31 protein-coding genes and 1 tRNA gene are annotated in these 22,692 nt (G+C 61.2%); 15 read left to right on the top strand and 17 right to left on the bottom strand.

What is annotated here, in order from left to right:
• Positions 1–569 precede the first annotated feature (569 nt).
• From AC5ZFO_RS33035 to AC5ZFO_RS33025, 3 genes are all read left to right on the top strand, one after another.
• A complete protein-coding gene (locus AC5ZFO_RS33035) occupies positions 570–854 on the top strand; it encodes an HdeA/HdeB family chaperone (protein WP_224580654.1) in 285 nt (94 codons plus the stop codon).
• Positions 855–879: 25 nt separating this feature from the next.
• Positions 880–1,173, top strand: a complete 294-nt coding sequence (locus AC5ZFO_RS33030; RefSeq protein ID WP_085402474.1) for an HdeA/HdeB family chaperone — start codon at positions 880–882, stop codon at positions 1,171–1,173.
• Positions 1,174–1,601: 428 nt separating this feature from the next.
• A complete protein-coding gene (locus tag AC5ZFO_RS33025; protein ID WP_282519173.1) occupies positions 1,602–1,976 on the top strand; it encodes a hypothetical protein in 375 nt (124 codons plus the stop codon).
• A gap of 161 nt (positions 1,977–2,137) precedes the next feature.
• Here the strand turns inward: AC5ZFO_RS33025 and AC5ZFO_RS33020 are convergent, their stop codons facing one another.
• The 5 genes from AC5ZFO_RS33020 to AC5ZFO_RS33000 form a co-directional block, all read right to left on the bottom strand.
• A complete protein-coding gene (locus tag AC5ZFO_RS33020) occupies positions 2,138–2,869 on the bottom strand; it encodes a molybdate ABC transporter substrate-binding protein (protein ID WP_496123025.1) in 732 nt (243 codons plus the stop codon).
• Between the two features lie 300 nt (positions 2,870–3,169).
• The gene (locus tag AC5ZFO_RS33015; RefSeq protein ID WP_282519175.1) at positions 3,170–3,364 is read right to left on the bottom strand and encodes a hypothetical protein; all 195 of its coding nucleotides are present in this window, start codon (positions 3,362–3,364) and stop codon (positions 3,170–3,172) included.
• A 246-nt stretch (positions 3,365–3,610) separates the two neighbouring features.
• On the bottom strand, positions 3,611–4,042 hold the full coding sequence (locus AC5ZFO_RS33010) for a hypothetical protein (protein ID WP_282519581.1): 432 nt from the start codon (positions 4,040–4,042) through the stop codon (positions 3,611–3,613).
• A gap of 1,217 nt (positions 4,043–5,259) precedes the next feature.
• The gene (locus AC5ZFO_RS33005; RefSeq protein WP_496123024.1) at positions 5,260–5,610 is read right to left on the bottom strand and encodes an ATP-dependent DNA ligase; all 351 of its coding nucleotides are present in this window, start codon (positions 5,608–5,610) and stop codon (positions 5,260–5,262) included.
• Positions 5,611–6,595: 985 nt separating this feature from the next.
• Entirely contained in the window at positions 6,596–6,958 is a 363-nt protein-coding gene (locus tag AC5ZFO_RS33000) for a hypothetical protein (protein WP_282519176.1), read from the bottom strand.
• A 220-nt stretch (positions 6,959–7,178) separates the two neighbouring features.
• Here AC5ZFO_RS33000 and AC5ZFO_RS32995 point away from each other — a divergent pair, with 220 nt between their 5' ends.
• The gene (locus AC5ZFO_RS32995; protein ID WP_496123023.1) at positions 7,179–7,415 is read left to right on the top strand and encodes a hypothetical protein; all 237 of its coding nucleotides are present in this window, start codon (positions 7,179–7,181) and stop codon (positions 7,413–7,415) included.
• Positions 7,416–8,192: 777 nt separating this feature from the next.
• On the opposite strand, the gene AC5ZFO_RS32990 is transcribed toward AC5ZFO_RS32995, so the two are convergent.
• The 4 genes from AC5ZFO_RS32990 to AC5ZFO_RS32975 all read right to left on the bottom strand — a co-directional run bounded on the left by AC5ZFO_RS32990 (position 8,193) and on the right by AC5ZFO_RS32975 (position 9,643).
• A complete protein-coding gene (locus AC5ZFO_RS32990) occupies positions 8,193–8,354 on the bottom strand; it encodes a hypothetical protein (protein ID WP_282519178.1) in 162 nt (53 codons plus the stop codon).
• Positions 8,355–8,524: 170 nt separating this feature from the next.
• Complete coding sequence (locus AC5ZFO_RS32985) at positions 8,525–8,785, bottom strand: DUF3551 domain-containing protein (protein WP_282519179.1); 261 nt, start codon at positions 8,783–8,785, stop codon at positions 8,525–8,527.
• A 287-nt stretch (positions 8,786–9,072) separates the two neighbouring features.
• Positions 9,073–9,345 carry a hypothetical protein gene (locus tag AC5ZFO_RS32980; RefSeq protein WP_496123022.1) on the bottom strand — a complete coding sequence of 91 codons (273 nt, stop codon included), beginning with the start codon at positions 9,343–9,345 and terminating at the stop codon, positions 9,073–9,075.
• 43 nt (positions 9,346–9,388) lie between these two features.
• The gene (locus AC5ZFO_RS32975) at positions 9,389–9,643 is read right to left on the bottom strand and encodes a hypothetical protein (RefSeq protein WP_282519180.1); all 255 of its coding nucleotides are present in this window, start codon (positions 9,641–9,643) and stop codon (positions 9,389–9,391) included.
• Positions 9,644–9,889: 246 nt separating this feature from the next.
• Between AC5ZFO_RS32975 and AC5ZFO_RS32970 the strand changes: the two genes are divergently transcribed.
• Positions 9,890–10,099, top strand: coding sequence for a hypothetical protein (locus AC5ZFO_RS32970; RefSeq protein ID WP_282519181.1), 210 nt, complete (start codon positions 9,890–9,892; stop codon positions 10,097–10,099).
• 233 nt (positions 10,100–10,332) lie between these two features.
• On the opposite strand, the gene AC5ZFO_RS32965 is transcribed toward AC5ZFO_RS32970, so the two are convergent.
• Complete coding sequence (locus tag AC5ZFO_RS32965; protein WP_282519182.1) at positions 10,333–10,539, bottom strand: hypothetical protein; 207 nt, start codon at positions 10,537–10,539, stop codon at positions 10,333–10,335.
• Between the two features lie 310 nt (positions 10,540–10,849).
• Between AC5ZFO_RS32965 and AC5ZFO_RS32960 the strand changes: the two genes are divergently transcribed.
• On the top strand, positions 10,850–11,056 hold the full coding sequence (locus AC5ZFO_RS32960; protein WP_282519183.1) for a cold-shock protein: 207 nt from the start codon (positions 10,850–10,852) through the stop codon (positions 11,054–11,056).
• A 30-nt stretch (positions 11,057–11,086) separates the two neighbouring features.
• Here AC5ZFO_RS32960 and AC5ZFO_RS32955 read toward each other — a convergent pair whose 3' ends face one another.
• Entirely contained in the window at positions 11,087–11,392 is a 306-nt protein-coding gene (locus AC5ZFO_RS32955; RefSeq protein WP_282519184.1) for a hypothetical protein, read from the bottom strand.
• Positions 11,393–11,647: 255 nt separating this feature from the next.
• Between AC5ZFO_RS32955 and AC5ZFO_RS32950 the strand changes: the two genes are divergently transcribed.
• Entirely contained in the window at positions 11,648–11,779 is a 132-nt protein-coding gene (locus AC5ZFO_RS32950; protein ID WP_282519185.1) for a hypothetical protein, read from the top strand.
• A gap of 78 nt (positions 11,780–11,857) precedes the next feature.
• Here the strand turns inward: AC5ZFO_RS32950 and AC5ZFO_RS32945 are convergent, their stop codons facing one another.
• Together AC5ZFO_RS32945 and AC5ZFO_RS32940 are read right to left on the bottom strand one after the other, a co-directional pair.
• A complete protein-coding gene (locus AC5ZFO_RS32945; protein ID WP_496123021.1) occupies positions 11,858–13,108 on the bottom strand; it encodes a tyrosine-type recombinase/integrase in 1,251 nt (416 codons plus the stop codon).
• A gap of 161 nt (positions 13,109–13,269) precedes the next feature.
• Positions 13,270–13,359: transfer RNA gene (locus AC5ZFO_RS32940), tRNA-Ser, on the bottom strand.
• Between the two features lie 388 nt (positions 13,360–13,747).
• Between AC5ZFO_RS32940 and AC5ZFO_RS32935 the strand changes: the two genes are divergently transcribed.
• Positions 13,748–14,170 carry a type 1 glutamine amidotransferase family protein gene (locus tag AC5ZFO_RS32935; RefSeq protein ID WP_282519187.1) on the top strand — a complete coding sequence of 141 codons (423 nt, stop codon included), beginning with the start codon at positions 13,748–13,750 and terminating at the stop codon, positions 14,168–14,170.
• A 203-nt stretch (positions 14,171–14,373) separates the two neighbouring features.
• On the top strand, positions 14,374–14,565 hold the full coding sequence (locus AC5ZFO_RS32930) for a hypothetical protein (protein ID WP_028153368.1): 192 nt from the start codon (positions 14,374–14,376) through the stop codon (positions 14,563–14,565).
• A gap of 55 nt (positions 14,566–14,620) precedes the next feature.
• Here the strand turns inward: AC5ZFO_RS32930 and AC5ZFO_RS32925 are convergent, their stop codons facing one another.
• Positions 14,621–14,845 (bottom strand): hypothetical protein, encoded by a 225-nt coding sequence (locus AC5ZFO_RS32925; protein WP_028153369.1) that lies wholly within the window; start codon positions 14,843–14,845, stop codon positions 14,621–14,623.
• Between the two features lie 261 nt (positions 14,846–15,106).
• Between AC5ZFO_RS32925 and AC5ZFO_RS32920 the strand changes: the two genes are divergently transcribed.
• Positions 15,107–15,421 (top strand): DUF1476 domain-containing protein, encoded by a 315-nt coding sequence (locus AC5ZFO_RS32920; RefSeq protein ID WP_282519188.1) that lies wholly within the window; start codon positions 15,107–15,109, stop codon positions 15,419–15,421.
• A gap of 18 nt (positions 15,422–15,439) precedes the next feature.
• Here the strand turns inward: AC5ZFO_RS32920 and AC5ZFO_RS32915 are convergent, their stop codons facing one another.
• Entirely contained in the window at positions 15,440–16,030 is a 591-nt protein-coding gene (locus AC5ZFO_RS32915; RefSeq protein WP_282519189.1) for a TIGR00645 family protein, read from the bottom strand.
• A 162-nt stretch (positions 16,031–16,192) separates the two neighbouring features.
• On the opposite strand from AC5ZFO_RS32915, the gene AC5ZFO_RS32910 reads away from it, so the two are divergent.
• Complete coding sequence (locus AC5ZFO_RS32910) at positions 16,193–16,483, top strand: hypothetical protein (RefSeq protein WP_282519190.1); 291 nt, start codon at positions 16,193–16,195, stop codon at positions 16,481–16,483.
• Positions 16,484–16,513: 30 nt separating this feature from the next.
• On the opposite strand, the gene AC5ZFO_RS32905 is transcribed toward AC5ZFO_RS32910, so the two are convergent.
• On the bottom strand, positions 16,514–16,642 hold the full coding sequence (locus AC5ZFO_RS32905; protein WP_282519191.1) for a hypothetical protein: 129 nt from the start codon (positions 16,640–16,642) through the stop codon (positions 16,514–16,516).
• An 805-nt stretch (positions 16,643–17,447) separates the two neighbouring features.
• On the opposite strand from AC5ZFO_RS32905, the gene AC5ZFO_RS32900 reads away from it, so the two are divergent.
• Positions 17,448–18,380 carry a septal ring lytic transglycosylase RlpA family protein gene (locus AC5ZFO_RS32900; RefSeq protein WP_282519192.1) on the top strand — a complete coding sequence of 311 codons (933 nt, stop codon included), beginning with the start codon at positions 17,448–17,450 and terminating at the stop codon, positions 18,378–18,380.
• A gap of 180 nt (positions 18,381–18,560) precedes the next feature.
• Here the strand turns inward: AC5ZFO_RS32900 and AC5ZFO_RS32895 are convergent, their stop codons facing one another.
• Positions 18,561–19,517, bottom strand: coding sequence for an alpha/beta fold hydrolase (locus tag AC5ZFO_RS32895; RefSeq protein ID WP_282519193.1), 957 nt, complete (start codon positions 19,515–19,517; stop codon positions 18,561–18,563).
• 152 nt (positions 19,518–19,669) lie between these two features.
• Here AC5ZFO_RS32895 and AC5ZFO_RS32890 point away from each other — a divergent pair, with 152 nt between their 5' ends.
• The 3 genes from AC5ZFO_RS32890 to AC5ZFO_RS32880 are packed head-to-tail and all read left to right on the top strand — an operon-like array spanning position 19,670 to position 22,664.
• A complete protein-coding gene (locus AC5ZFO_RS32890) occupies positions 19,670–20,932 on the top strand; it encodes a D-alanyl-D-alanine carboxypeptidase family protein (protein ID WP_282519194.1) in 1,263 nt (420 codons plus the stop codon).
• A 2-nt stretch (positions 20,933–20,934) separates the two neighbouring features.
• The gene (gene tmk / locus AC5ZFO_RS32885; RefSeq protein WP_282519195.1) at positions 20,935–21,621 is read left to right on the top strand and encodes a dTMP kinase; all 687 of its coding nucleotides are present in this window, start codon (positions 20,935–20,937) and stop codon (positions 21,619–21,621) included.
• Positions 21,618–22,664, top strand: a complete 1,047-nt coding sequence (locus AC5ZFO_RS32880) for a DNA polymerase III subunit delta' (protein ID WP_282519196.1) — start codon at positions 21,618–21,620, stop codon at positions 22,662–22,664. Before tmk ends, AC5ZFO_RS32880 begins: the two co-directional genes overlap by 4 nt.
• The last annotated feature ends 28 nt before the right edge of the window (positions 22,665–22,692 follow it).

The following is a 22,692-nucleotide window of genomic DNA, read 5'->3' as shown; positions in this document are numbered from 1 at the left end:
ATTTCCGCCCTTCTTGGAATTGTACTCCACATTGATCGGGCCAGTCCGAAAACGGCCAGCTACGACCTGAGCTGCACCGGTAGCCTCGGATCTAAACACGCTTTGATCCCCGAACAGGCCAAAGGACACGACGCCAACCTTTCCAGCGTCCTCAACAGCATGTACCGACGAAACTAACGGCCAGATGGTCAGAAAAAAAGCGACGAGCGGCGGACCGAGCCGTCTGATCGAGGACCTGGAGGTCATAGCGAACCTCGTTTCGAGATTGCCGCGAGAGAACTACCGCTCAACACAAATAGTGAAAAGCCAGTGTAGTTCCATCCTTCGGAACGGCACACGCATGAGCCCGGAAATGCGAAGTGGCAGCACCTCCGATTGATGTCCGCTTAGTGGGTCGGAGCGGACCAGATTTGCTAACGCTAGGTTCTTCGCATTTGACCCCAAGCGGACGTCTGTTGATCTAGATCAACATGAGCGGCGCGAGACTTTGTGTTCTTGCGTCCTTGTGGCGGCAGCCCTCTCCAGATCCCTGTAGATCAGCATCAAGGACAACCTCGATGAGATGTAGATTGATCAGTCTGACGTTTGCTGTCTCGATAATTCCAATCGTTGCGAATGCGCAGGTAACCATTGATATGGGCAAGATCATATGTAGCCAATATCTTGCTATGCCGCAGTCACAGTCAGATAAGTTTTCTGCCTGGATGAGCGGTTGGTTCAGTTATCAGAACAACAGGACCTTTGTGGACCTTGCTTTGCATCAACAAAATATCGCCAACGTAAAGGCATGGTGCCAATACCATCCGGCGGAAAGCGTTATGTATGGCTTGCAACAATCGGTAGGCAAAAATTGACGGCTCGGGACTTTGGAGGATCGCTATGAAATGCAGGGCTCTTGTCGTTTCTGTGATTTTGATAGGCGCGGCATCAGCGCCAGCCGCGGCTCAGATCAAACTGGACATGAACAAGATCACTTGCGGAAATTGGCTAGGATACGGTTCAGCAGACCGAGATTTCGTAAGGTATTTCATGAGCGGCTACTATAACGCGGCCGCAAATAATAATGTTTTGGACTACGACCGCCTGCAAAAGAATTCCGAAAAAGTTGTCGCCTATTGCAAAAAGCACAAATCCGACACGCTGCCAACCGCCATTCAAAAAAGCGCCAGCTAGGTTGTGGGCCCCGACGGCGGCGTCGCGGCCGGAGCCTTGGCCGACCACATTGCCACTCCTCGACCGAGAGTTGAACGGGCCACTGGAACTGCGCAACCGCCTCATTGTTGCGCGCATAACCGCGCGTCGCTTCAGTACGTCTCTTTTTGTTGCCAACGGCCGGTCCCAACGTCTGCTGCTTGGGGTAGACCGGAAGTGACGGCAGGGTTGTCAAGGCGGCGCTTTTGACCCTTACCGGACATCGGCAGCCGCTTGAACCTTAGTGTCTGCATCGCAGACGTAGCAACGAGCGGGATTTTTGGAAGTCGCCCAATTGTCTGCAATTGGTGCAACATGACGCGGCTCGTATCGGAAAGACCGCGCAGTTTGAACTAACGCATTTTGAGGAAATCGCGGCGCTAATTTCTTGTTTTTTTAGAGAAATTGCGATGACGAACATGCCCTTGATGGCCGCAAACTCGGCGACGACATTTATCGTGCTACTGGTCTCGCACTTGGCAGCGCACGCGCACGATCCTAACCGCCCCGAACTCAATCACTGGTTCGAGAGCCTCAAAAGTGGCAAGGGGCCATGCTGCTCAAACACGGACGGAATAGCAGTCGCCGGCCCCGATTGGGAGAGCAAGGGCGACGGATACCGCGTCCGTTTGTACGGACAATGGTGGGATGTGCCACCGGAAGCGGTGATTGTCGGACCCAACCTCACCGGACGGACCATTGCGTGGCCCGTGTATGAATATATCGATGGCATGCCAGCACGCGTGACCGATATTCGCTGCTTCATTCCGGGTCCCATGATGTAATTCAAAATCAGCAACATCAGTTCCGCCCGTGGCCCATCGCGTCAGTTGGCGCAGTGCTGCGACATGTCCGAAGTTGAGGTTAGACCGGAAGTAGCTGGCCGACTGGTAAAACGACGCGATTGACCCAGAGCAGACGTGACGCGCATCGTCTGACGCAAACTTCAACCGGGACGCATGCCTTCGCCCTTGATGACCGCCTCGGCGTCCTCCGTCTTCAAATAGTCGAGGAGGGCCTTTGCAGCGGCGGCTTCCTTAGTTTCCGTGCCGAGTGCGGCCGTGAACACAACGTCCTGCTGCACTTCAGCTGGAAACGGGCCTACTAGGTCGAGCCCCGGAGCCATCAACACGTTCATCAGGAACAGGGCAAGCTCGGCCTCTCCCGTCGCGACCGCGGCGACAACTTGCACTGGCGTCGGCTGCGGCTTCATCTTTGCATTCATCGGCTCGGTGATGCCGAGCCGATCGAACACTTTCGCGATCGAATAGCCAGTCGCGCTCTGCGGAATTGAAGCAACCGAGTCTGCCTTTAACAGCGCCGCTTTCAATGCGTCGGGTGTCGAGATGTCCGGCGTCGTCCCGCCAGCTCGAACTGCGACTCCGAGGCCGACGCGGGCGATGTCGATGGTCGGGTCACTCACAAACCGCGCCCGTGCGGCCGCATCCTGCATCACCTCAACTGGCACAATGCCGACGTCGAATGGCTTCCCCGACGTTGCTTCCTTGATCAAGTTTGGCGTCGTACCAAAGAAGATATTGAGCTTGTGGCCCGAAGCCTGTTCGAATTTCGGCCTGAGCTCCGTCCAGATCGCGTTCATCGCGCCACCCGCCAGAACTCTGATCTCGGCTGCGTGAGCGCTCGGCACCAAATGCTTGATAAACGCAAACGCGAGCAATGCAACGATCGAAAAACCCCACCTTGCCATGATGTACCTCCCAAGCAACCTATGCAGGCTAACCTGCAAGATGCCTCGTCGGGAAGTGCCCAAAGTCGGCTTGTGGCCCTTAGCGTCGAAGCGTACCATCTCTTCGGCGTCGGCTGTTCGGGGAAGACCGGACATGGATGCAGGTATGCCAAACCGACGCGAATTGCACTAAGCCGCTGTCGCGGTAGAGCACGACGGCTCGATATCCGCGAGTAGGGAAGTGGCTCCGCTGCCCGGCGACAGATCGGCCCGGGTGGGCTCTGCCAGCAATTAGCTGCGCATGGCGGCGCGGCAACCGACGAAGCTCAACGCGCCCGCCACGGTGACGGCAATCCAGCTCACCCAAAACGGCACATCGACGCCATTTAAGGTGACGGACCAGTCCATCACAATCCGGATCAACTGCAAAGGCGCGCTCAGGGCAAAGATGGCGGCGGTCAGCGTGCAAAAGGTTCTTATGGTCATTGCCCGTCTCCGACGGCGCACGAGGACGTGGCTCGCCCCCGCAGCCAAAATGGGGAGGGGCCGGCGCGGCGGCCGCTCCCTTTAAGCAGGGAAGTTGCTAAACAGAGCCATTCTCGATGTGTCGCACAATCGCCGTTTCGCGACGCCGCGAGTCGGGATCACTTCCACCTTTGGCACAAATGCGAAGTGCAGCGATGTCCGCGGTTACTGTGAGCGGCACTTCGTCCCCACAATCCGCGGGCAGTGTTACTGCGCCAGAAATCTATATGCGACAATCAGAGCCACCATGCTCGCCAAAATGAGCAGTGCTGGAAGGGGTTCTCGGATCATTGGCTTCGACGAATGCAGTGCAGCCGATAGACCGGGCTGATTAGGCCGTTTCTTGAGCCGCACGACTTTGCCCTCTGTCATTGGTGTGCGAGCCTTTGGTTCCGGGGGCGCGCCCACGCCTCCCATCTCGCTGTAATAAGCGCTGTAGACCTCGCGAACGGCTAGGGCCGTGGACTCGGCCTCGCTCATTGTCTCGAGCCGAGTTCGATAGTTAGTCAGAAAGCTTTGGGCGCTGGACGGCAGGTCATCGAAACCACCGAGCTTGGCCATCATGAGCCAGGTGGCAAAATCCGTCTCAGCCCTCGTGCGCGCTTTCTTGGCGATACTAGCTTTGGAGCTAGAGGACATGGTGGTCCGATTGGTTTGAACCCGGCCGCGAAGCTGTTCATTGACACCATCCGCGGCGGGAAAGGCAATTGGCAATCCAGTCACAGTAATGACGGCGCGGGAGAGTTCAAACGCGAATCTTACCAACTAGTCGGCTCCTGACCCAGGTTGAAGCGGACTGAGCAGGCTAGCTAGGGTAGGGCTCACCTCCGCTGATGCCCCAACGGCAGTAGCTCTGCGACGCACATACGAACAGTAAGCGCGGAAAACAGCGCCTGCAGGCCGATCCATTAACGTTTGCGGATATCCACTCCTTCACACCCCGGCAGGATTCTTCCGCACTTGCAAAGGGATATGGCAACTGATCGGCCAAATCCTCAGCTCATCCACGGTCGTAAGCCACGGTCCGAGTGCCGCCTGCTGCACTTGGCAGCCGCTGCTACTCGAACCCAGACTGGTCACACATGATGAATCTATCGCGCCGCCAATTTTGAGCCGCATGGCCGCCCATGTCGGCGCGAAGGGGCGGTTGAGGATTTGCTTCGCTGGCTTTGCTCTCGCTGGAATTCTTTCAACGACGCCCGCGTCTTCCAATCCTCTTGACGACTTGTTCAGTATCGCTCCGCGCGCACGCGCTCCGACCTATCCGGCGCAACCGGAATGCTTGGCACGCCCCGGCAACTCGACCCCCGACGGCCAGCATTGGGTCTATCGAGTCGATGGTCGCCGCGAATGCTGGTTCCTGGCCGAGGGCATTGCGACGGTGAAGAAACCCGCTCGTTCTCGCGTAGCAAAAGATCCCGTGGCTAATTTGGACGAGGACGAGATTGCGCGTGGTAAGCGGAGCCCGGTCGTTGACGCGCGCGCAGAGTTGCTGCGGCCCAGACCGGCCGAGCGGTCTCAGCCCCCTGTGCCTGAATTCAAGGTAGCTGATGCTGCTTCCGAACTTAGAACGAGCACGACGGCCCCGATACCAGCGGTACCCGACCTGCCTCGTCGTACCAACCAGCTTACGTCGGAGTTCTCTGTGATAGGATCGCTTTCGTTGACGTTGCGGGCGTGCAGTCGTTTGGTGACCTTGTCATCACCCAGAGCGGAACTAGCATCATTATTCTGGCGGGAGCTGATCAGGTTACCCTTGCAAACTTCACCGACTTGATGACGGCGAATGACTTTCTGTTTGTTTGAGAGCGCTCCTCTTCGTTACCATGGTCGCGATAGGCCGACGGCGCAAGAGGTTAGGGATGTGACAGAGTTCCAGACGCACCTAGTCGCTCATTGACCTTGTCCGACTTCAGCGATCTCCGCTGTACTGAGCGTAGACGCTCCGGCCTGGCCGACGCGGACAGATTCCATCGCGCCCTTCGACACCGCGTCTTCGACGCCCGTTGCAGGCGTGTGTAAACATCCCGTGGCCGTCGAATCGCAAAACTTTCGATGAACTGGAGGTTACTGCTGGTGATGATCTTTTTCAGCGCAGCCTTGCGCTCGAGCAGGGGGACTTTCCGCAGGTCGCGGCCGTTGAGGTAGAGCAGGTCGAAGGCGACGAGTAGGGTGTGAAGCCAGCAGAAGAGCAGAAGAAAGGGCAAGCTTTTGTGGGGGCAAGCCCCGTCCGAAGTCTATCGACGCCGGTCAACGGTCCGTACAAATACCGATAGACAGCGATACACACTCTCATTGCTGTCGTGGCCGGGGTTGCGTGGGTGGTGGCGCAGCGGCTCGGCGCCTCCATGGCCCGCTGGTCTCTTCGTGTTCAGACCCGGTACGTCAAGGCTGGTCAACCGCCCGGCTACCATGACCGCCTGAAGGCGATCCGCGCACTCTATGCAGCGTGGACTCACGAGGAAGCGACCGTCTGGCAGATGTAGATCGGGCTCGAGTGCAGACGTTCATTCAATGTCGCCAGCCGTCCTTGTCGACCTCCACCTGAAATCCTTTCGGCAACCGCGGCACTTCACCTTCGGCAGGAACGTTGCAGGCCGGGCAGGGGGCGCCAGCGCCGCCACAGCTGCAGGCGCGCGGGCCGTCCCAAGGGCGGTCGGGGTGGTTCTCGCAAACCCAGCCGAGATCGTCGCAGTTGACGCACGTCGTGGTTATTGCGCCTGCAGCCACGGGCTTTTCCGCGCTGTGGCCGGGGTTGCGTGGGTGGTGGCGCAGCGGCTCGGCGCCTCCATGGCCCGCTGGTCTCTTCGTGTTCAGACCCGGTACGTCAAGGCTGGTCAACCGCCCGGCTACCATGACCGCCTGAAGGCGATCCGCGCACTCTATGCAGCGTGGACTCACGAGGAAGCGACCGTCTGGCAGATGTAGATCGGGCTCGAGTGCAGACGTTCATTCAATGTCGCCAGCCGTCCTTGTCGACCTCCACCTGAAATCCTTTCGGCAACCGCGGCACTTCACCTTCGGCAGGAACGTTGCAGGCCGGGCAGGGGGCGCCAGCGCCGCCACAGCTGCAGGCGCGCGGGCCGTCCCAAGGGCGGTCGGGGTGGTTCTCGCAAACCCAGCCGAGATCGTCGCAGTTGACGCACGTCGTGGTTATTGCGCCTGCAGCCACGGGCTTTTCCGCGCTGGGCATCAGACGACCCCGCGCAATGGCAGCGCTAGCTGCCAGTCGAAGCGCCTTGTGGCGTTGGCGGCGATGAAGTCTTGCAGTGCAGACGAGACCTCCGCGTCGGTGTCGGCTGCGCGCTGGGCCAGTGCGTCGGCGATGTCGGAAGTCGCATCCCGCGACCACCCCTCGACGGGATTGAAGGATGCAATTCGGACCGGATAGGCGTACTGACCGGACAGGAGATTTTGGAGGACGGTCTCGAGGTCGGTGTCGGCCTCGTCCGTTTCGCGCCAGGCGCAACCCGCGCGCGCGCCGAAGTCTTCGGGCACCAGATAGACGTCGCGGTCGAGGCGGTCGGCCGGCACGATCGAGGGCGAGGAACGCATACGCTACTCCGATACTACAAGGCGAAGAGAACGGCCCCGGCTGCGGGGGGATCAAGGGGCTAGGCCGGGGCCGCTCGGCCAGCTGTGGCAGCGAGCCGGCGACGACTCAAATATTCGTCCGCCGTTGTAGTTCCTTTTCAAAACTCAGGCCGGCGCTGTCCGTATCTAACCCGGTGTCCGAACCTGATTTAAGGGGCCTAACATGCTTAAGGGGCCTAACATGCTAGAGGGCAAGCTAGCGGGGAAAGACGATCCTACGTTCCGCGCGGGCAGGACTGAGCAACTGATCAATATTGCTGAGTGCCGAGAATATGCTGACCACTACAAGAGACTTTCTGGCGCAAGCGGCATTTCCAAGGATCGCGCCGCCGTCCTGAAAAACATCGCCAGAACTTTTGTGGGGTTGGCCGGCCAGCTGGATAGACTGGCGACGCTCGCGAGGAGCGAGGAGAGGTAAGGCAGCCTCAGCTGGCGGACCACGTCAGTTATCGGTCGGGCGATTCCTTTGCTGAGAGGCGGTGCGTCATAGACTGTCTCAGCCTTGTCATACCCGCCGCTATTGGCGTGCTGGTCGGTTTGTTCTTCCTTGGCCACAGTAAGATTGATCGGCGGAGACGCGATTAACCCGGTCCGCATGAGCATAATGAGCCCGCCTGTTCGCGCTGGCGGGCTACTTCGCGATCCGATATTTCCTGGCCGCCTTGCGCCTTGGTGGTGTATCCGGCGTACGCTGCTTTCCGAGGTCTCAAAACAGAGGCAGGAGATAATGTCGGCTACAGAAATCCTAAAGAGCGCGCTCGCACTAGCCCTTTATATTGCGGCGACAACAACGACGCTCGCAACCGCCCAAGAAGCGACATTTTCAGAAGGCGAGCGACTTGGCCTTGCGGCGTGTTTGTCCAAATGCCCCGATAACGACAAGGCATGCAACAATCGATGTATCTCGAGTTCTCAAACCAAGGGCCGTGTGTGGGGCGACGATGTGCGCGCTTGCATTAGGGGTTGCCGGGTAGGCACCCAAATGAAAGATCAGATATTTGGTTGTATAACGGGCTGCCGTCTTGATCGGATCGTCCGATAGAAGCGCGGTGTTAGCGTCGGCACAAGCCGCTAGGGATTGCGGTACCGAAACGCAGGCGGCCCAAGCAGCAGCCCCCCGGTTCGCACTGGCGGGCCTCAGTGGCCTAGTTCGATTTCGGGGGTGGCCTAATTTGCCAAAAATGAGGGCGCGCGTTCATGGCCGCTTGCCCATTAGCTCGTCGGTCTCGAGAGCGAGCTTTAACCAACCTTTGGCTATTCCGAGCCAGAAATCCTTGTCTTGCTGGTTGCTGGCCGCATCGGCCATCTGCCGCGCTTCTGCGGCCTCTTTACGCAACTGTTTGCCATCCAGCACCATGGGGTGTGAGTAAGCGCGACGTCCATATCTCGGATTATGGACCCGCGAGCTGACTGACGCCTTACAAATGTGAGGTCCTCCGTCAGTGTCCGCGCAAGGCCCCGCGCTCACACCGCAGTTGAATGGCCCGCCGGTTCACGCTGGCGGGCTGGGCGTCTCTCGCAACTGCCCTAGTAGGCGCGGCGGCCGTGCCGCCGATAAGCTGCGGGGTTTTCCACGCCCGCGAAGTATGGATTTGTGGCGCACTCTGCGGCGCGGCCCGATGCCGAAGCGTTGCACTGAGGCAGCGATGTGTAGCTGCAATCGTAATAGTTGGCCCCCGCGCGGTAAACGTGCAGGCAAACCGGATAGGCCGGATTATACGTCTGAGCTGCCGCCGGCTCTGTTGATGCCATCCCGATTGCCAAAATCGCCAAGGCCGGAGTACGCATTGGAACCTCCTTTCGGACATTGAGAACGCGCGCGAAGCTCCACGAGCCAGCCAGTACTTCGATCGTACCCCGCGGAGGTCGCGACTGCGCCTGACGATCGCTACCAGCCCGCTGGTCACGCTGGCGGGCCGTCCCTTCTAAACTTCATTGCGATCGGTTCCGTTCCCGATCTGGAACTATACCGCTTTGGGCACAAGTGGACAGAACTGATTGCCGGTTTTTCCTATGCTCATGACGACCTGGCGACCCCATTACCGCCAAGGTAGCCTCCAAACGGCCCCGGCAACTTAGTCTTTTGCTGGGGCCGCTTTTGCGTTGGTGTCGATCAGCCGGACATAGGTCCCGCTCTCGTGCAGCTCGAGCCAGCCCTTCTCAACTGCATGCTTGATGCCGGCGCCGAACTCCAACCCGGTGGCCTTGAGCGTGTAGAGAAACGGAGCATTGAGCTTTTCGATGTGAATGCGACCGTCCTGGACAGCTTCAATGGTCTTCGCGAGCTCGACCAGTTTGCGGGCGGCGGCTTCAGGAGCGGCAAAGGCACGTTCGGCGGCGAGTTTCATGCAGATCGACTACCCGATTCTTCGTCCCCCAGGCCGAACTGCTTCACCCGCACTTGTGGTTTTCGGCGTGCAGCGCGGTTCGATCGCCGGTCATCTCACCGACGTAGTCGTCAATGGCGCTCATCAGCTTCTCGCGGTCGGCGCGGCGATCCTTCCTGCCGAAGATGAGGTAGTGGCGAAGCCGGCCGAGTTCGGCCAGGTCGGCTGCTACCGCCTCGGCCCGCACTTCTTCCGCGCGCTGACGCATGCGCTCTTGGTGCCAAGCTCTCGCCGCCGCTCTGTTCTCTGCCTTGGTCATGACGCCATCGAACCGCGGCGCAGGCGAGAGTCAAATTATCGATTCCTAGCGGCGCGGAATGCTCGCGAGCTACTGCCGGTCGTGGGTGTGGAAAGGCGAACCGCACAGGAAAAGACACGGCCGCGGCCGGCGGCCACCCCCACCGGTTGAAGCGGTAGCTTATCCACAATTCCGGCGCTGCGAGCATTTGCTTCGGCGCCGCCGTGATCCAAAATCAAAATCGCGACTCATCAGGGGAGCAAGCGCATGCGCAACAGGGCGGAAGCAAATGCCGACGTTGAGGCGCGGATTGCTCAAATCGAGCAGATGACGTTAGACCAGATCGCGACGTTTCAGGGCAGGATGCTGTCCGATATTACCACCGGTAGAATTGCGCCAAGAGAAGCCAGCGCCCTAGATCGCGCTCTCCGAAAACGTTTGAAAGTGATCGAGCAGGGACTGCGCGAGGGCGGCTGAGGCGCGAGGCTTCGGTCCCGCGCTCACACCGCAGTTGAATGGCCCGCCAGCTCCGGCTGGCGGGTTTTTATCGTTGACGCGGAACGCAGCCGCGGGCGATGGCTCAGGCGCCGCCTTCGGCGCGCTGTGACGCGGACATGGAAATGGAGAATTACTTAGCAGTCACGAACTGAAGCCCGCGCGCCGCTTACCAGAGGTGGCGTGACTCCTCCTTGGGCGCGGAAGGGGCCGACCTAGCCCGCGTGGTTACCTGGGGCACTTGATTGATCGCACTGTGCTTCGCTTGAGCATGAGCTGACCAGCATCTCCAGCTTGGATTGCTCCTCGCTCAGGCGCCGCTCGACAAACTGGCGCTCGGACTCCGTCAGATTGGTTTGCAATAAAAGGCGATAGCGTTGAATATTTTTGCGATGTGCACGCGCCAAATGGTCGTCGATCATCGTCTCTTCCTGTGACGGATACACTAACCCATTCCATCGCTTGCTTGACGCACGCGACCCCGAGCAGCACTGCAAGACATCGCGAAGTACCTTCGCCCGCTCCCCGATATGGTAGTGAGCTTTTCTTCCCCGATCTGTGAACTAGTTCACAATCCCAGCGCCGGGTTGTTGGGCTGCAACTCGCTTGCCCGTTATCAAACCACTGATTGCTTCGAAAACACTGCTCGACGTTCGCGCGCTTCGGTTTTTTTGCTTGTCAGCCCCAAGACGGTCGACCTAGGCTATGTTCATTGTTCAACCGGAGGCGGACGTGGCGACAGGTACTGTGAAGTGGTTTAACGCAACCAAGGGATTCGGTTTCATCCAGCCCGATGACGGCGGCCAGGATGTTTTTGTGCACATTAGCGCAGTAGAGCGTGCCGGCTTATCGGGCTTGGCGGAGGGGCAGAAGGTCTCTTACGAAATCCAAGTTGATCGCAAGCGCGGCAAGAGCAGCGCTGAAAATCTTCGCGTCTGACGGCTGCCGCGACCATAGCGCTGCGGTTGATCACTGCACCTTTTGTCCAAGGTCTCTCAGGAGCGCGTGGAGAAAATCACTGGCATGGTCGTATCGCGCGTTGCCATCCGTGATTTGACGGGCGAGTGGCTCCATTAAGCGGCCAACGGTTTCGGAGCCGAGCAGCTCAACTCTGTCCGACCACTGCAGCAGCAAACTATCGGGAATGTCTTCCGCAGATCCGAATAGCTTCAAAAGGCAATGTTCGCCCTCGGGTTTATGGTCATGATGAGCCTTCGCCGCATAGAAAGCGAACAACCCGCGAAAGGCATCACGGGAAACGGCAGGTTTTCCCATCGTAATGTCCCTGAAAAATTAAGTTCTCAATGGAAGAAAGTCTGAAGCCCTCGTGCGGGAAAAGCTAGCAAAAAATTCAATCTCGCACTGTACCCTATGTAAAGAGTAGAGGCCGCCTTTCGGGCGTCCTCAATCGTTCATTGCGCTGATCAAAGTCCCGTTAGATCGGTGGCCGCAGCGTTTGCACCACCAGGCGCCAGTGAGAAGTTGCGATAAAAAAAAGGTACCAGCCCCTGGTGCCGGGAGGACGGCGAGGTGGCTTACCCTGCCGAGGATCTGACAAATCTCTGGGAAAAAGATGCAACTTCTACCCAGAAACTGCGCCTAATTAAATTCCCGAAAATCTCCGACCAGGACGCGCGGCGCTCGGTGGTGCTGTACGAGTAGGGAGCAGGGCGATAAGCTGCTGAAGAAGTCCGCGGCAAAGACCCGGCGGACAGACCGATCCTTCGCTAGCGACATCTTTCACGCCAGTGTCTCTAACGCTCGACTCGCCGTGCGGTCGCTCAATTGGATTACATTGGCGCCCGTGAGGAATGCAGCCCAATCCTTCATTAGAGCCCGTCGCTTTTCCAACTTTTGGCCCCGCTGATAGGCTGCGGTGGTCTCGCTCTTGTATTTGTGGGCCAGCGCGGCTTCGCGTACGCCGTCCGGATAATCGGTGCATTCCTCCGCCCAAGTTGCAAAGGTTGACCGGAAGCCATGCACCGTCACGTGTCCGTAGCCGAGACGATCAAGCACTGCGAGCATTGCGTTTTCGGAGAATGCTCCGCCATCAGGACCGGTGAAGATCAGTTCGCCTTGGCGTCCATCGCGCAACTCGTCAAGCACCGTCAATGCGGGTCCGGACAAGGGAACGTAATGATCCTGGTCCATCTTCATTCGTTCACCCGGAATTTTCCAAGTCGAGTTTGGCCGATCGATCTCGGACCAGCGCGCCTCGACTGCCTCATTGGTGCGGCAGGCCGTCAAGATTAGGAAGCGCAACATGGCGGCAGCTCTGCCCGGAGCGCTAGCCAGAAGCGTCAAAAATGGCGGAGCCTCCGCATAGGGCAAAGCGGGATGATGCCGAACGACTCGCTTGGTGCGCTTTGGTAGTTTCTCGCGCATCTGCCGCGTAAGTTCGGCTGGATTGCGGAACTCCGGATCATCGATATCGACGTTCTTTGCGATAATCGTTTCAATTCGGCCGCGGACGCGGTTCGCAGTCTCCCGCTTCTCCACCAAAATTGGCTCCAGCAGATCGTAGATGTGGCTTGGCTTGATCTCCGGGATCGTCAATGTGCCGATGGTGGCGTAGGCGTAGCGCTTGAGGGAGGACGGCCACTGATCGCGATGCTTCTCACTCCAGGTCGACCAGTTCGCCCGAATGTAGGCTTCCGCGCATTCTTCGAAGGTCGGCAACGCCATCTTGGCCACAACGGCTTTCGCCTCTTCGCGCGCCTTTCGACGTTCCTGGACGATGTCGACGCCGGCCGTACTGCGATCGCCTTTGACGCGCAGCCGGGCCGCATCCCGGGCAAGCCGCGCGTCCTTTAGCGATACCTCCTTCAACGAGCCAAGACCGTGCCACCGCTCTTTCCCGTCTTTCCAATATCTGTATGACCAGCTTTTCGACGTTGGTCCTGTGACGATCAAGTAGAGGCCGCCGCCGTCGGCGTATTTGCCGGGCTTTGTGAGGCGCTCTACGTCGAGTGGTTTGAGCCGTCCAGCCATTGTTCCTCCGAAAGAATCGTCCTCCGAACCCACGGTCTTCAGCTACGGTCAGTGACCCGATTAGGAAGAACACCGACGAACTGTGAAGTACAGTCGTTCGGCATAAATCACTGAATTTGCTGTGGAGTTCGAACGACCACGAACAGTGGTGAACAATATACTGGCGGAAGGGGTGGGATTCGAACCCACGGTACCCTTGCGGGCACGCCGGTTTTCAAGACCGGTGCCTTAAACCACTCGGCCACCCTTCCGGACAGAGAATGGTTGTCGCTTAACGCAGTCGACCGCGCAAGGCAACGCGAAGTTGGCGCTTGCGGGGGAAAACCAAGTCCGATGGAGGAACAGGCCGGGAAGGGCGAAGCCCGGCTTCGTCAAGCAGTCGTTCGGCGCGGATTCGCTCACGGTGCGGCTCGGCTTCGTCCCACGACGATTGAATGCACGCTGCGTTCGATCGCGTAGCGCCTGATGACCGGACACGTCCGATGGCCAGTGCTGAACCAGATCTGTCGTTTTGATAAAGGTTGTATGAAATAGATCACGCAACCTGACAAAATATTCAGGCTTGCTTTGACGCTGAAGATGCGTGTTTACGTGAAATCACCCCAAAGTTGTGCTTAGTCTCCGACCGCCTTCTTCGTCTTGCTGTCCGGGGGCTGGAATGGACACCGAAGCATTGACCGTTGCTTAGGCGCGCGTGAAGGCGGCGATCCAGACGCGCTCACCGAGATCATCAACGATCCGCCCAGCACCTACTTCGAGTTTCTGACCAGGCAGGCCGCCGGTGCGAAGTACATGTGCTCGGTCTGCGAGGGGGCGATGCTGTTCGCGGCATCGGGTCTTCTCGACGGCCACTGGGCGGCGACGCACTGGGATTTCCTGGAATGCTTCCCGACGCTGTTCCCGAAGGTGAAGGTTGCCGACGGACATCCGCGTTTCGTGCTGGATCGCAATCGCCTGACCGGAGGCGGAATATCCGCGGGTCTCGACGAGGCGCTGATGTTGATCACGCTGCTCGGAGGCACGGAGCTGGCGCGCCAAGTTCAGCAAAACACCCAATACTAGCCGGACCCGCCCGTCCGCAGCGCGATTTCCGCGGCGCCGCAGTGCTCTCTCCCAGGCGTCAAGCCGCCGGGGGCGACGCAACAGGTCCGGCGGACCGACGAGTGCATCATCTAACTATCTGATATGTTGAGCCTTCAATCGACCGCGCAAGCCTGCCCGGTTCAACTCGTGGAACCGTTTCGCTGCTTGCGCGTTGTCTCCGCATGACCGAAGACCTTTCCTTCCGACGCAAACCCTTGACCCCTGAGCAGCGCCAGGCTCGCGATGCCGCTCGCCGGATCGAGGCCGAAAAGGCCATGCGCGATCACGAAGAGGCGCAGAAGGCGTTTTACGCCAACAAGGAACGGCTGAGGGCCGAGCGGCTCGCGCGCGAAGCGGCCGAGGCGAAGGGCTGACCGTACGCGGTCGCCGCCCGCAATCTTCTGAAGCGATCTCCCGACCGACCGGCAGCTAATGCCGGTTGGACATCCCCGTTGCGCTCAAAGCCAGCTTGAGCGCCTGGACGGCGCCGGCGAACGCGCCGCGGGGCGCTTGCGCCTCGATCGCTTCGGCCGCGATGCGACAATCGTCGGCGACCTTGAGCAACCCGCTTCGCGCCAGGTCCATGGTGGAGAGAGCGGCCTGCTCCAGGCAGACCCGTTCAAGCCGTCGAAACTCCCGCAGCTCTTTGTTCATGCGCCAGCTCTCGATGTCCCCCGGCCCATCCGGCGCCGAGTCCGCTTAACGGACGGTAAACATCTCTGCCTAGCCGATTTGGCTGGCGCGGCGCTGGTGCGTGCCGCGCCAACGCCCGGGCTGCAGCGCACCACCGCGCAGGCTTGACGGCCTCTGCCTTCCGGGAGGAAGATTCAAATGATCCTAAACTGACGAGAACCACGGAGACGTTCGCTCCCAGCCAGTCCGATTCTCCTCAGCGAAAACGCATTGGAGCTGACCATGACCACGTTCGACAAGCGCGAGCAGGGCTTTGAGGCCAAATTCGCCCACGACGAGGAATTCATGTTCAAGGCCACGGCCCGGTCCAACAAGTTGCTCGGGCTCTGGGCCGCGGGCCAGCTCGGGCTCAGTGGCGATGCAGCGGCAAGCTACGCAACGGCGCTGGTGACGGACAATCTGGAGAGCCAGACCGACGATGTCGTGGCGAAGGTGTCCGGCGATCTCGCCACCAAGGGCGTCGCGCGCGAGCAGGTCGCGCAGAAGCTTCAGGAGTGCCTGCACCAGGCGCTCGCGCAGCTCGAAGCAGACAGATAGACGAGGCCGCCTCGCAGCTCACTCGGCGTGCCTGCGCATGCCTGAATCGCTGAGCCTGTCGACGTAGGCAATGCCGATCGCCGAGGCAATGAAGGTGATGTGGATCAGGACCTGCCACATCACGCCGGTCTCGGTGAAGCCGGCGCGGTTCGAGCCGAGATTGCCGGCCTCGATGAAGGTGCGCAGCAGCGCGATCGAGGAGATGCCGATGATGGCCATGGCGAGCTTGATCTTCAGGACGCTCGCATTGACGTGGCCGAGCCATTCCGGCTCGTCGGGATGACCCTGGAGGTCGAGCCGCGAAACGAAGGTTTCGTAGCCGCCGACGATGACCATCACGAGCAGGTTGGAGATCATCACGACGTCGATCAGCGCCAGCACGCTCATCATGATCTGCTGTTCGGTGAGGTCGATCGCGTGCCAGGAAAGATGCCAGAGCTCCTTGAGGAACAGCACGATGTAGACGCATTGCGCCACGATCAGTCCGAGATAGAGCGGCAGTTGCAGCCAGCGGGAGCCGAAGATGATCATCGGCAGCAGGCCCAAACGCGGCGCCGGCGGACGGGGTTCGGTGCGCAGTTCGGACTCGGGTGCAGGCTCAACCGACATTCAGGCAGCATCCTCGCGAGCTGAGATGATCTCGCTTTCATGTAACCCGACAAGATGGCCGGTGGAAGACGGCCAAGCCGCCGGCTGCGGCCGGCAGATCGTGCATTCTCGTGCTACCGTGCCGAACGGCCAAAGAGCCAGGGCTTGAATGGGGAGGCGGGGGTGTCTTGGAGCGGCTTCGGCAAAGGGCTCGGCGGGATCGCGGTCATCGTTGCAATCGTGGTTGGCACCGGTAGCGCGGAGGTCTCGGCGACACCGCTGACGCCGTTTCGCTACGAGGCGCAGGCGCAACGTCATTGCCCGCACGACCAGGTGGTCTGGCTCGATTTCAGGAAGGGCGTCTATTACGGCAAGAGCCAGAAGCGGTACGGCCAGGGTTTCGACGGCAGCTTCGTCTGCCTGAGCGAGGCTCGCGACAGCCTTTATCGCCGCTCGCTATTGGGCCTGCGCTGAGCAGCGCGTGATTCGGAGGTTTGGGGACGGCTATTTCCGGCCCGGCAGCTTCACCGGCACGTGCGGGGAGGTGCTGATCACCCGGGGACTTCCGTCGGGATAGGTGCGGTCGCCGCGGATCAGCGATTCCAGAACCAGAAAAAATTTCTCAGCAAGCATTTGCGTCACCCTCGTTGGTGATGGCCTCTTGAAATGAGTCGAGGCGCCGAACGCAGAAATTCAATCAACAATACGGGAGCAGAACAATACCGGACAGAGCTGTATGCTGCATCGCGGTGTAGTTGTGGTTAGAAAGCAGGAGCGTGGTGGTGGTGTTCAGCCGAAGGCCAATGCCACGAGGCTCGAGCAGAGAAGAACCAAGCCGCCCGCGGTCAGCGCCAGGAAGCCATCTGATACGAAGTCGTGGTTGCGCATGGGACACCTGCCGCTCTCGTGTTCGATGCTCGGTCGGATCGCTTAAGATTGTCCGAACGTGCCGTCTTGAAAGAGGTGATCCTTGCCGTCCGCGCGAGTGCCCTCAGGCCCTCGTGCGGTAACCTTCAAACGCATGGGCCAGGAAGATCCCCGCGCTTACCAGACCCATCAGTGCCGAAACCGTCTCGATCATCGTCAAATTCCAGTTCGCCCCTGCAACCGAGAAAACGCGTGCGGCCTTGCACAGTCAAAAGAATTCCAGTGAGCCACAAGACAATGGGGGTGGAGTGAGGATTTGGCGCAACAGAATGTCCAGGTGTGGCACAGAGCAGGGTGCCTGCGCTCCGTAGATGAACGGGGGAGAGGCGAACGTCCCGTTTACCATCCCAGCGTGAACGCCGTGGGCTCCCCATTTCCGCCGTGTTCGGGTTGCGTTATCCTTACTGCTTCCGACGCGGTGGTGGGCCGCCTCGGATTAAGGGACCGGACAGCGCTCCTCCGTAGCCAAAGCGGGTTGGGTACGCCTCCGGCGAAGTGGTATTTGGGGCGCATGGGGATCCGACGGTCAGATTCGGTTTTGCGGGCCGCACGCGGTGTTGCCGCGGTCGCGACCTGCCTCGCGCTTGCCAATTGCGCCTCCTCGAACAAGTTCGCCAGCCGGGTCGATCCGAAATACGGCGTGTCCTCGAGCCCGCGGGTCGTGGCGTTTGGGGATCCGGTCCCCAAAGGCGGCGGCACCTACCGCGTCGGCAAGCCCTATATCGTGGGCGGCCGGACCTACGTGCCGGAGGAGGACGTCAACTACCGCGCCGAGGGTATGGCGTCCTGGTACGGCGACGATTTCCACGGCCGCCTGACCGCCAATGGCGAAGTGTTCGACATGACCTCGCTGACAGCGGCGCATCCGACCCTGCCGATGCCGTCCTACGCGCGGGTGACCAATGTCTCGAACGGCAAATCGCTGATCGTGCGCGTCAACGACCGCGGGCCCTATCACGGCAACCGGCTCATCGACGTCTCGAACAAAGCCGCTGAACTCCTTGAATTCAAAGGCAATGGCGTCGCCAAGGTCCGTGTCGAGTATGTCGGCCGGGCGCCGCTGGAAGGCTCCGACGACCGCCAGCTGATGGCGACCCTGCGGACCGGGATCCCGGCGCCGTCGCCCTCGATGGTGCGGGTTGCCTCGGCAAGGCCGTTCGTGCCGGAGCTGCCATCGTCGAACCGCGGCGCCATTCGCGGCGAGGTTCCGACGCCGGAGGGACGGCCCTACAATCTCGGCAGCACCTCCGCCGACATGGCGTCGCTCAATGCGACCTCGGAGATGTCGGCCTCGAGTCGCAGTCGCAGCAGGGGGCGGGCGCTCCAGAACGCCCGAGCCGTGTCCTACGACGAGGATGGCCGCTACGCGACCGAGAACGCACCGTCATCGGCCGACGGCGCCGCCGAGGCCCGCAGCATCCTGAGTGGCCGCGGCCTCTACTGAGCAGGTCCTCCAAGCAGGCAAATCCGGCTGGCGGCGCACCGCCATTGCCTTGAGCATCAGAACGGGATGCGCACGCGTGTTCGCAAGCAACGTGGCCGCGCGCCGGTTTTACGCGCGGTAGGGATTTGCGAAGACGGGAACGGCGGGTGCCGCGCACATCGCGAGGCGAAAGGATATCGCTTAGCGCGCGGACGACTCGCGCAGGAACTTCAGCAGCGCAGCGTTGACCTCGTCGGGCCGCTCCTGCTGGACCCAATGGCCGGCGCCCTCGATGATCAGCTTCCGCGTCAGATTGGGCAACACGCGCTCGAGCTCGTTGACGCGCTTGGCGCCGATCAGGCCGGTGATGACGGCGTCTTTGGAGCCGGCAATGAAGAGCGATGGCTGATGGATCTGCGCGTCCTGCCAGGGCGCCGTCAGCTCCCAATTGCGGTCGAGGTTGCGGTACCAGTTCAGCCCGCCGCGGAAGCCGGACTTGCGGAAGCTTTCGGTGAAATAGGCGAGGTCAGCCTCGCTGAGCCAGTTGGGCAGCGGCTCATCGGCGAGCGCGTGGCCGAGAAAGCCCTTGCCCTCCTGGACGAACATCGCAGCGCTGGGATCGGCAAGGCCGCGGCCGCCGAGCACGATCCGCATGGTGCGGGCGACGTCACGCTCGAGCTCGGCCTCGGCGACGCCGGGCGTCTGGAAGTACTGCCAGTAGAAATTGGTGACGCCGCCCTGGCGCAGCAGATCGAGCGGCTTGCCGCGGCCGCGGAAGGGTGGCGGCACGCTCAGGCCCGCCACCGCCGTGAAGATGTCGGGCCGGAACAACGCCGCATGCCAGGCCACCGGCGCGCCCCAGTCGTGGCCGACCACCATCGCCTTGCTCTCGCCGAGCGCCTGCACGAGGCCAACGATGTCGCCGACCGTGTCGAAGATCGAGTAGGCGGCGACATCCGCCGGTGCCGCGCTCTGGCCGTAGCCGCGCATGTCGGGGGCGACGACGTGGAAACCGGCGTCCGCCAGCGCCGCGATCTGGTGACGCCAGGAGTAGGATAGCTCGGGCCAGCCGTGGCACAGCACCACCAGCGGGCCCTGGCCGGCTTCGCGGATGAACAGGTCGATCCCGTTGGCCTTGATCACGCGGGTTGACAACATCGCTTTTCCGCCTTGTTTCAGGGGTTTGGTCGGGAAATATGAGGTGCCACGATAGGGGCGCGCCGAGAATCGTGCAATCTCGGGTTCGGCGGCCGGCCCCGTGTTGTTCGCACCGGTTCCTGCTGTTAGAACGCCGCTCTCAGGGCTTCGCCATGGCATTTCGTCTTTTTCCGCTCCATCGCACCCGGTTCTCCGCCGGTGCGCTGGCGCGCGGGCTGATCGCGGCGGTTCTGGTGGCGGGCATTGGCTGGGGCGGGGCACTCTACGCCGCCAACCAGAGCATCCAGGGCGCCAAGAAAACCGAGGATTCCGGCTTCGATGGCGACGCCCCCACCGCGATCCTGATCGAGGCCTCCAGCGGCAGCGTGCTGTTCGAGAAGAGCGCCGACGAGCTGCGCGCGCCCTCCAGCATGATGAAACTGATGACGGCGGAAGTCGTCTTCAATGCCATCAAGAAGGGCGACATCAAGCCGACCGACGAATACCGCATCAGCGAGAATGCCTGGCGCAAAGGTGGTGCGCCCTCGGGCGGCTCGACCATGTTCGCCGCCATCAACAGCAAGGTTTCGGTCGACGACCTCCTGCATGGCGCGATCATCCAGAGCGGCAATGACGCCTGTATCGCGCTGGCCGAGGGCATTGCCGGCAACGAGAAAATCTTTGCCGCCGACTTCATGACCAAGCGTGCCCGCGAGCTCGGCATGACGAAGTCGACCTTCGGCAATTCCAACGGCCTGCCCGATCCCGGCAACAAGATGACGGTGCGCGAGCTCGGCATCCTCGCCCGCCACATCATTCTCGACTTCGCCGAATTCTACAAACTGTTCGGCGAGAAGGAGTACACCTGGAACAAGATCCGCCAGCCCAACCGCAATCCTCTGCTCAATTCGATGGAAGGAGCTGACGGTCTGAAGACCGGCTATACCAAGGAAGGCGGCTACGGCATGGTCGGCTCGGCTGTGCAGAACGGCACGCGGCTGATCGTGGTCGTCAATGGCCTGGAAGATCCTGAGGATCGCGCCACCGAGGCGAAGAAGATGCTGGAATGGGGCTTTCGCAATTTCGAGACCCGCACCTTGATCGCGGCCGACCAGCTGGTTGGCTACGCAAAAGTGTTTGGCGGCGAGAGCCGCTCGGTCAAGCTGGTCGCCAAGACGCCCGTCAAGGTGATGGTGCACAAGAACGGCAACGACAAGCTGATTGCGCGCGTCGTCTATAGCGGTCCGGTGCGCGCGCCGATCGAAGCCGGGCAGAAGGTCGGTGTGGTCAAGGTCTGGCGCAGCGGTAATATCGCGGTGGAGACGCCCGTCTATGCCGCCGAAGCGATCGGCACCGGCTCGACCATGCGCCGCGCGATCGATGGTGCCAGCGAGCTCGTGATCGGCATGTTCCGCGCGGGCGCCGAGAAGCTCTGATCATGAGTGAGAGCGCAGCACAGCGGCCGTCCGGACGCGGGCGCTTCATCACCTTTGAAGGCGGCGAGGGGACGGGCAAGTCGACCCAGATCAAGAAGCTCGCCGACCGCCTCAATGCGGCCAGGATGCGGACCCTCGTCACGCGCGAGCCCGGCGGCTCACCGGGGGCCGAGATCATGCGCCACCTGGTGCTGTCGGGGATGGGCAAGCTGCTTGGGCCCGACGCCGAGACGCTGCTGTTCGCGGCTGCTCGCGACGATCATGTCCGCACCGTGATCCAGCCTGCGCTCAATCGGGGCGCCTGGGTGCTGTGCGATCGCTTCGCCGACTCGACGCGGGCCTATCAGGGCAGCCTCGGCCGCGTGCCGATGGGCCTGATCAACGCGATGCAGCGGGTCACGATCGGCGATCTCAAGCCGGACCTCACCCTCATCCTCGATTTGCCGGTCGAGATTGGATTGCAGCGCGCTGCCGTGCGTCGTGGTAGCGGCACACCTGATAGGTTCGAGGGCGAGAAGCTCAGCTTCCATCAGGGCCTACGCGAGGCCTATCGCAAGATCGCCGAGGACGATCCCGGCCGTTGCGTCCTGATCGATGCCAATTCCGATCCTGACACGGTTGCTGGACGAGTCTGGACGGCGCTGCGCGATCGTCTTCTCCCAACCCCTGCATCGGTGGTTTCCCTATGAGCCCGCGCCAGGCCGAACGCGAAACCGCCATTCCGCATCCGCGCGAGACGAGCCTTCTGTTCGGCCATCGCGAGGCCGAGACGGCGCTGCTCGCGGCCTATCGCAGCGGGCGCATCCCGCATGCCTGGCTGATCGGCGGGCCGCAGGGGATCGGCAAGGCGACGCTGGCCTATCGCATGGCGCGCTTCGTGCTTTCCAACGGCCAGCCGCTGGCGCCGTCCGTGCAGCGCGCCGAGACCCTCGCGATCGATCCTGATAACGCCGTGGCGCGGCAGGTTGCGGCCAGCTCGCATGGCGGGCTGTTGACGCTGGAACGCACCGCCAACGACCGCGGCGTGATGCGCACCGTGATCACCGTGGACGAGACGCGGGAGACGATCGGTTTTTTCGGCTCGACTGCCGCGGCAGAGGGGTGGCGCGTCTGCATCGTCGACACCGTCGACGAGCTCAATCCGAATGCCGCCAACGCGCTGCTGAAGATCCTCGAGGAGCCGCCGCAGCAGTCGCTGTTCCTCCTGGTCAGCCACGCGCCGGCGCGCGTGCTCGCCACGATCCAGTCGCGCTGCCGCAAGCTGCGCCTGCGCCCGCTCGGCACGGAAGATGTGATCGGCGCCGCAGCTTCGGCGGCTGACCTCGATCCGAACGATCCGGCGCTGCGCGAGGCCGCGGAGGCCTCCGAGGGCAGCGTCGCGCGGGCGCTGACGCTGCTCGGCGGCGATGCCTTGAAGCTGCAGCAGCGCACGGCGGCGCTGCTCGCGCGCCTGCCGCAGGTCGATCCACGCGAATTGCACACGCTCGGCGATTCGCTCGGCACCAGCGATCGAGTCGCGCTGGCGGCCTTCATCGACGGCATCGATCGCTGGATCGCGCAACGCCTGCACTCCGACGAGGCCAATGCCAACCAGAACCTGCCGCGCCTTGCGCGCCTAGCTGAGGTATGGGAAAAGATCGTCCGCGCCGCGCGCGACACCGAAACCTACAATCTGGAGCGAAAGCCCTTGGTTTTCTCGGTGTTCGGCTGGCTGGCGGACGCAACGCGCTAGAGCATGATCCGGAAAAGTGTGCAGCGGT

The organism is Bradyrhizobium sp. Unk1 (assembly GCF_059512345.1).
This window is presented reverse-complemented; position numbering and strand designations above follow the sequence as displayed.

Coding starts and splice junctions, on each gene's coding strand:
- AC5ZFO_RS33030 (WP_085402474.1), top strand. CDS start 880: ATGAAATGCAGGGCTCTTGTCGTTTCTGTGATTTTGATAGGCGCGGCA.
- AC5ZFO_RS33025 (WP_282519173.1), top strand. CDS start 1,602: ATGACGAACATGCCCTTGATGGCCGCAAACTCGGCGACGACATTTATC.
- AC5ZFO_RS33015 (WP_282519175.1), bottom strand. CDS start 3,364: ATGACCATAAGAACCTTTTGCACGCTGACCGCCGCCATCTTTGCCCTG.
- AC5ZFO_RS33010 (WP_282519581.1), bottom strand. CDS start 4,042: ATGTCCTCTAGCTCCAAAGCTAGTATCGCCAAGAAAGCGCGCACGAGG.
- AC5ZFO_RS33000 (WP_282519176.1), bottom strand. CDS start 6,958: ATGCGTTCCTCGCCCTCGATCGTGCCGGCCGACCGCCTCGACCGCGAC.
- AC5ZFO_RS32995 (WP_496123023.1), top strand. CDS start 7,179: ATGCTAGAGGGCAAGCTAGCGGGGAAAGACGATCCTACGTTCCGCGCG.
- AC5ZFO_RS32990 (WP_282519178.1), bottom strand. CDS start 8,354: ATGGTGCTGGATGGCAAACAGTTGCGTAAAGAGGCCGCAGAAGCGCGG.
- AC5ZFO_RS32985 (WP_282519179.1), bottom strand. CDS start 8,785: ATGCGTACTCCGGCCTTGGCGATTTTGGCAATCGGGATGGCATCAACA.
- AC5ZFO_RS32980 (WP_496123022.1), bottom strand. CDS start 9,345: ATGAAACTCGCCGCCGAACGTGCCTTTGCCGCTCCTGAAGCCGCCGCC.
- AC5ZFO_RS32975 (WP_282519180.1), bottom strand. CDS start 9,643: ATGACCAAGGCAGAGAACAGAGCGGCGGCGAGAGCTTGGCACCAAGAG.
- AC5ZFO_RS32970 (WP_282519181.1), top strand. CDS start 9,890: ATGCGCAACAGGGCGGAAGCAAATGCCGACGTTGAGGCGCGGATTGCT.
- AC5ZFO_RS32965 (WP_282519182.1), bottom strand. CDS start 10,539: ATGATCGACGACCATTTGGCGCGTGCACATCGCAAAAATATTCAACGC.
- AC5ZFO_RS32955 (WP_282519184.1), bottom strand. CDS start 11,392: ATGGGAAAACCTGCCGTTTCCCGTGATGCCTTTCGCGGGTTGTTCGCT.
- AC5ZFO_RS32945 (WP_496123021.1), bottom strand. CDS start 13,108: ATGGCTGGACGGCTCAAACCACTCGACGTAGAGCGCCTCACAAAGCCC.
- AC5ZFO_RS32930 (WP_028153368.1), top strand. CDS start 14,374: ATGACCGAAGACCTTTCCTTCCGACGCAAACCCTTGACCCCTGAGCAG.
- AC5ZFO_RS32925 (WP_028153369.1), bottom strand. CDS start 14,845: ATGAACAAAGAGCTGCGGGAGTTTCGACGGCTTGAACGGGTCTGCCTG.
- AC5ZFO_RS32920 (WP_282519188.1), top strand. CDS start 15,107: ATGACCACGTTCGACAAGCGCGAGCAGGGCTTTGAGGCCAAATTCGCC.
- AC5ZFO_RS32915 (WP_282519189.1), bottom strand. CDS start 16,030: ATGTCGGTTGAGCCTGCACCCGAGTCCGAACTGCGCACCGAACCCCGT.
- AC5ZFO_RS32905 (WP_282519191.1), bottom strand. CDS start 16,642: ATGCTTGCTGAGAAATTTTTTCTGGTTCTGGAATCGCTGATCCGCGGC.
- AC5ZFO_RS32900 (WP_282519192.1), top strand. CDS start 17,448: ATGGGGATCCGACGGTCAGATTCGGTTTTGCGGGCCGCACGCGGTGTT.
- AC5ZFO_RS32895 (WP_282519193.1), bottom strand. CDS start 19,517: ATGTTGTCAACCCGCGTGATCAAGGCCAACGGGATCGACCTGTTCATC.
- AC5ZFO_RS32890 (WP_282519194.1), top strand. CDS start 19,670: ATGGCATTTCGTCTTTTTCCGCTCCATCGCACCCGGTTCTCCGCCGGT.
- tmk (WP_282519195.1), top strand. CDS start 20,935: ATGAGTGAGAGCGCAGCACAGCGGCCGTCCGGACGCGGGCGCTTCATC.
- AC5ZFO_RS32880 (WP_282519196.1), top strand. CDS start 21,618: ATGAGCCCGCGCCAGGCCGAACGCGAAACCGCCATTCCGCATCCGCGC.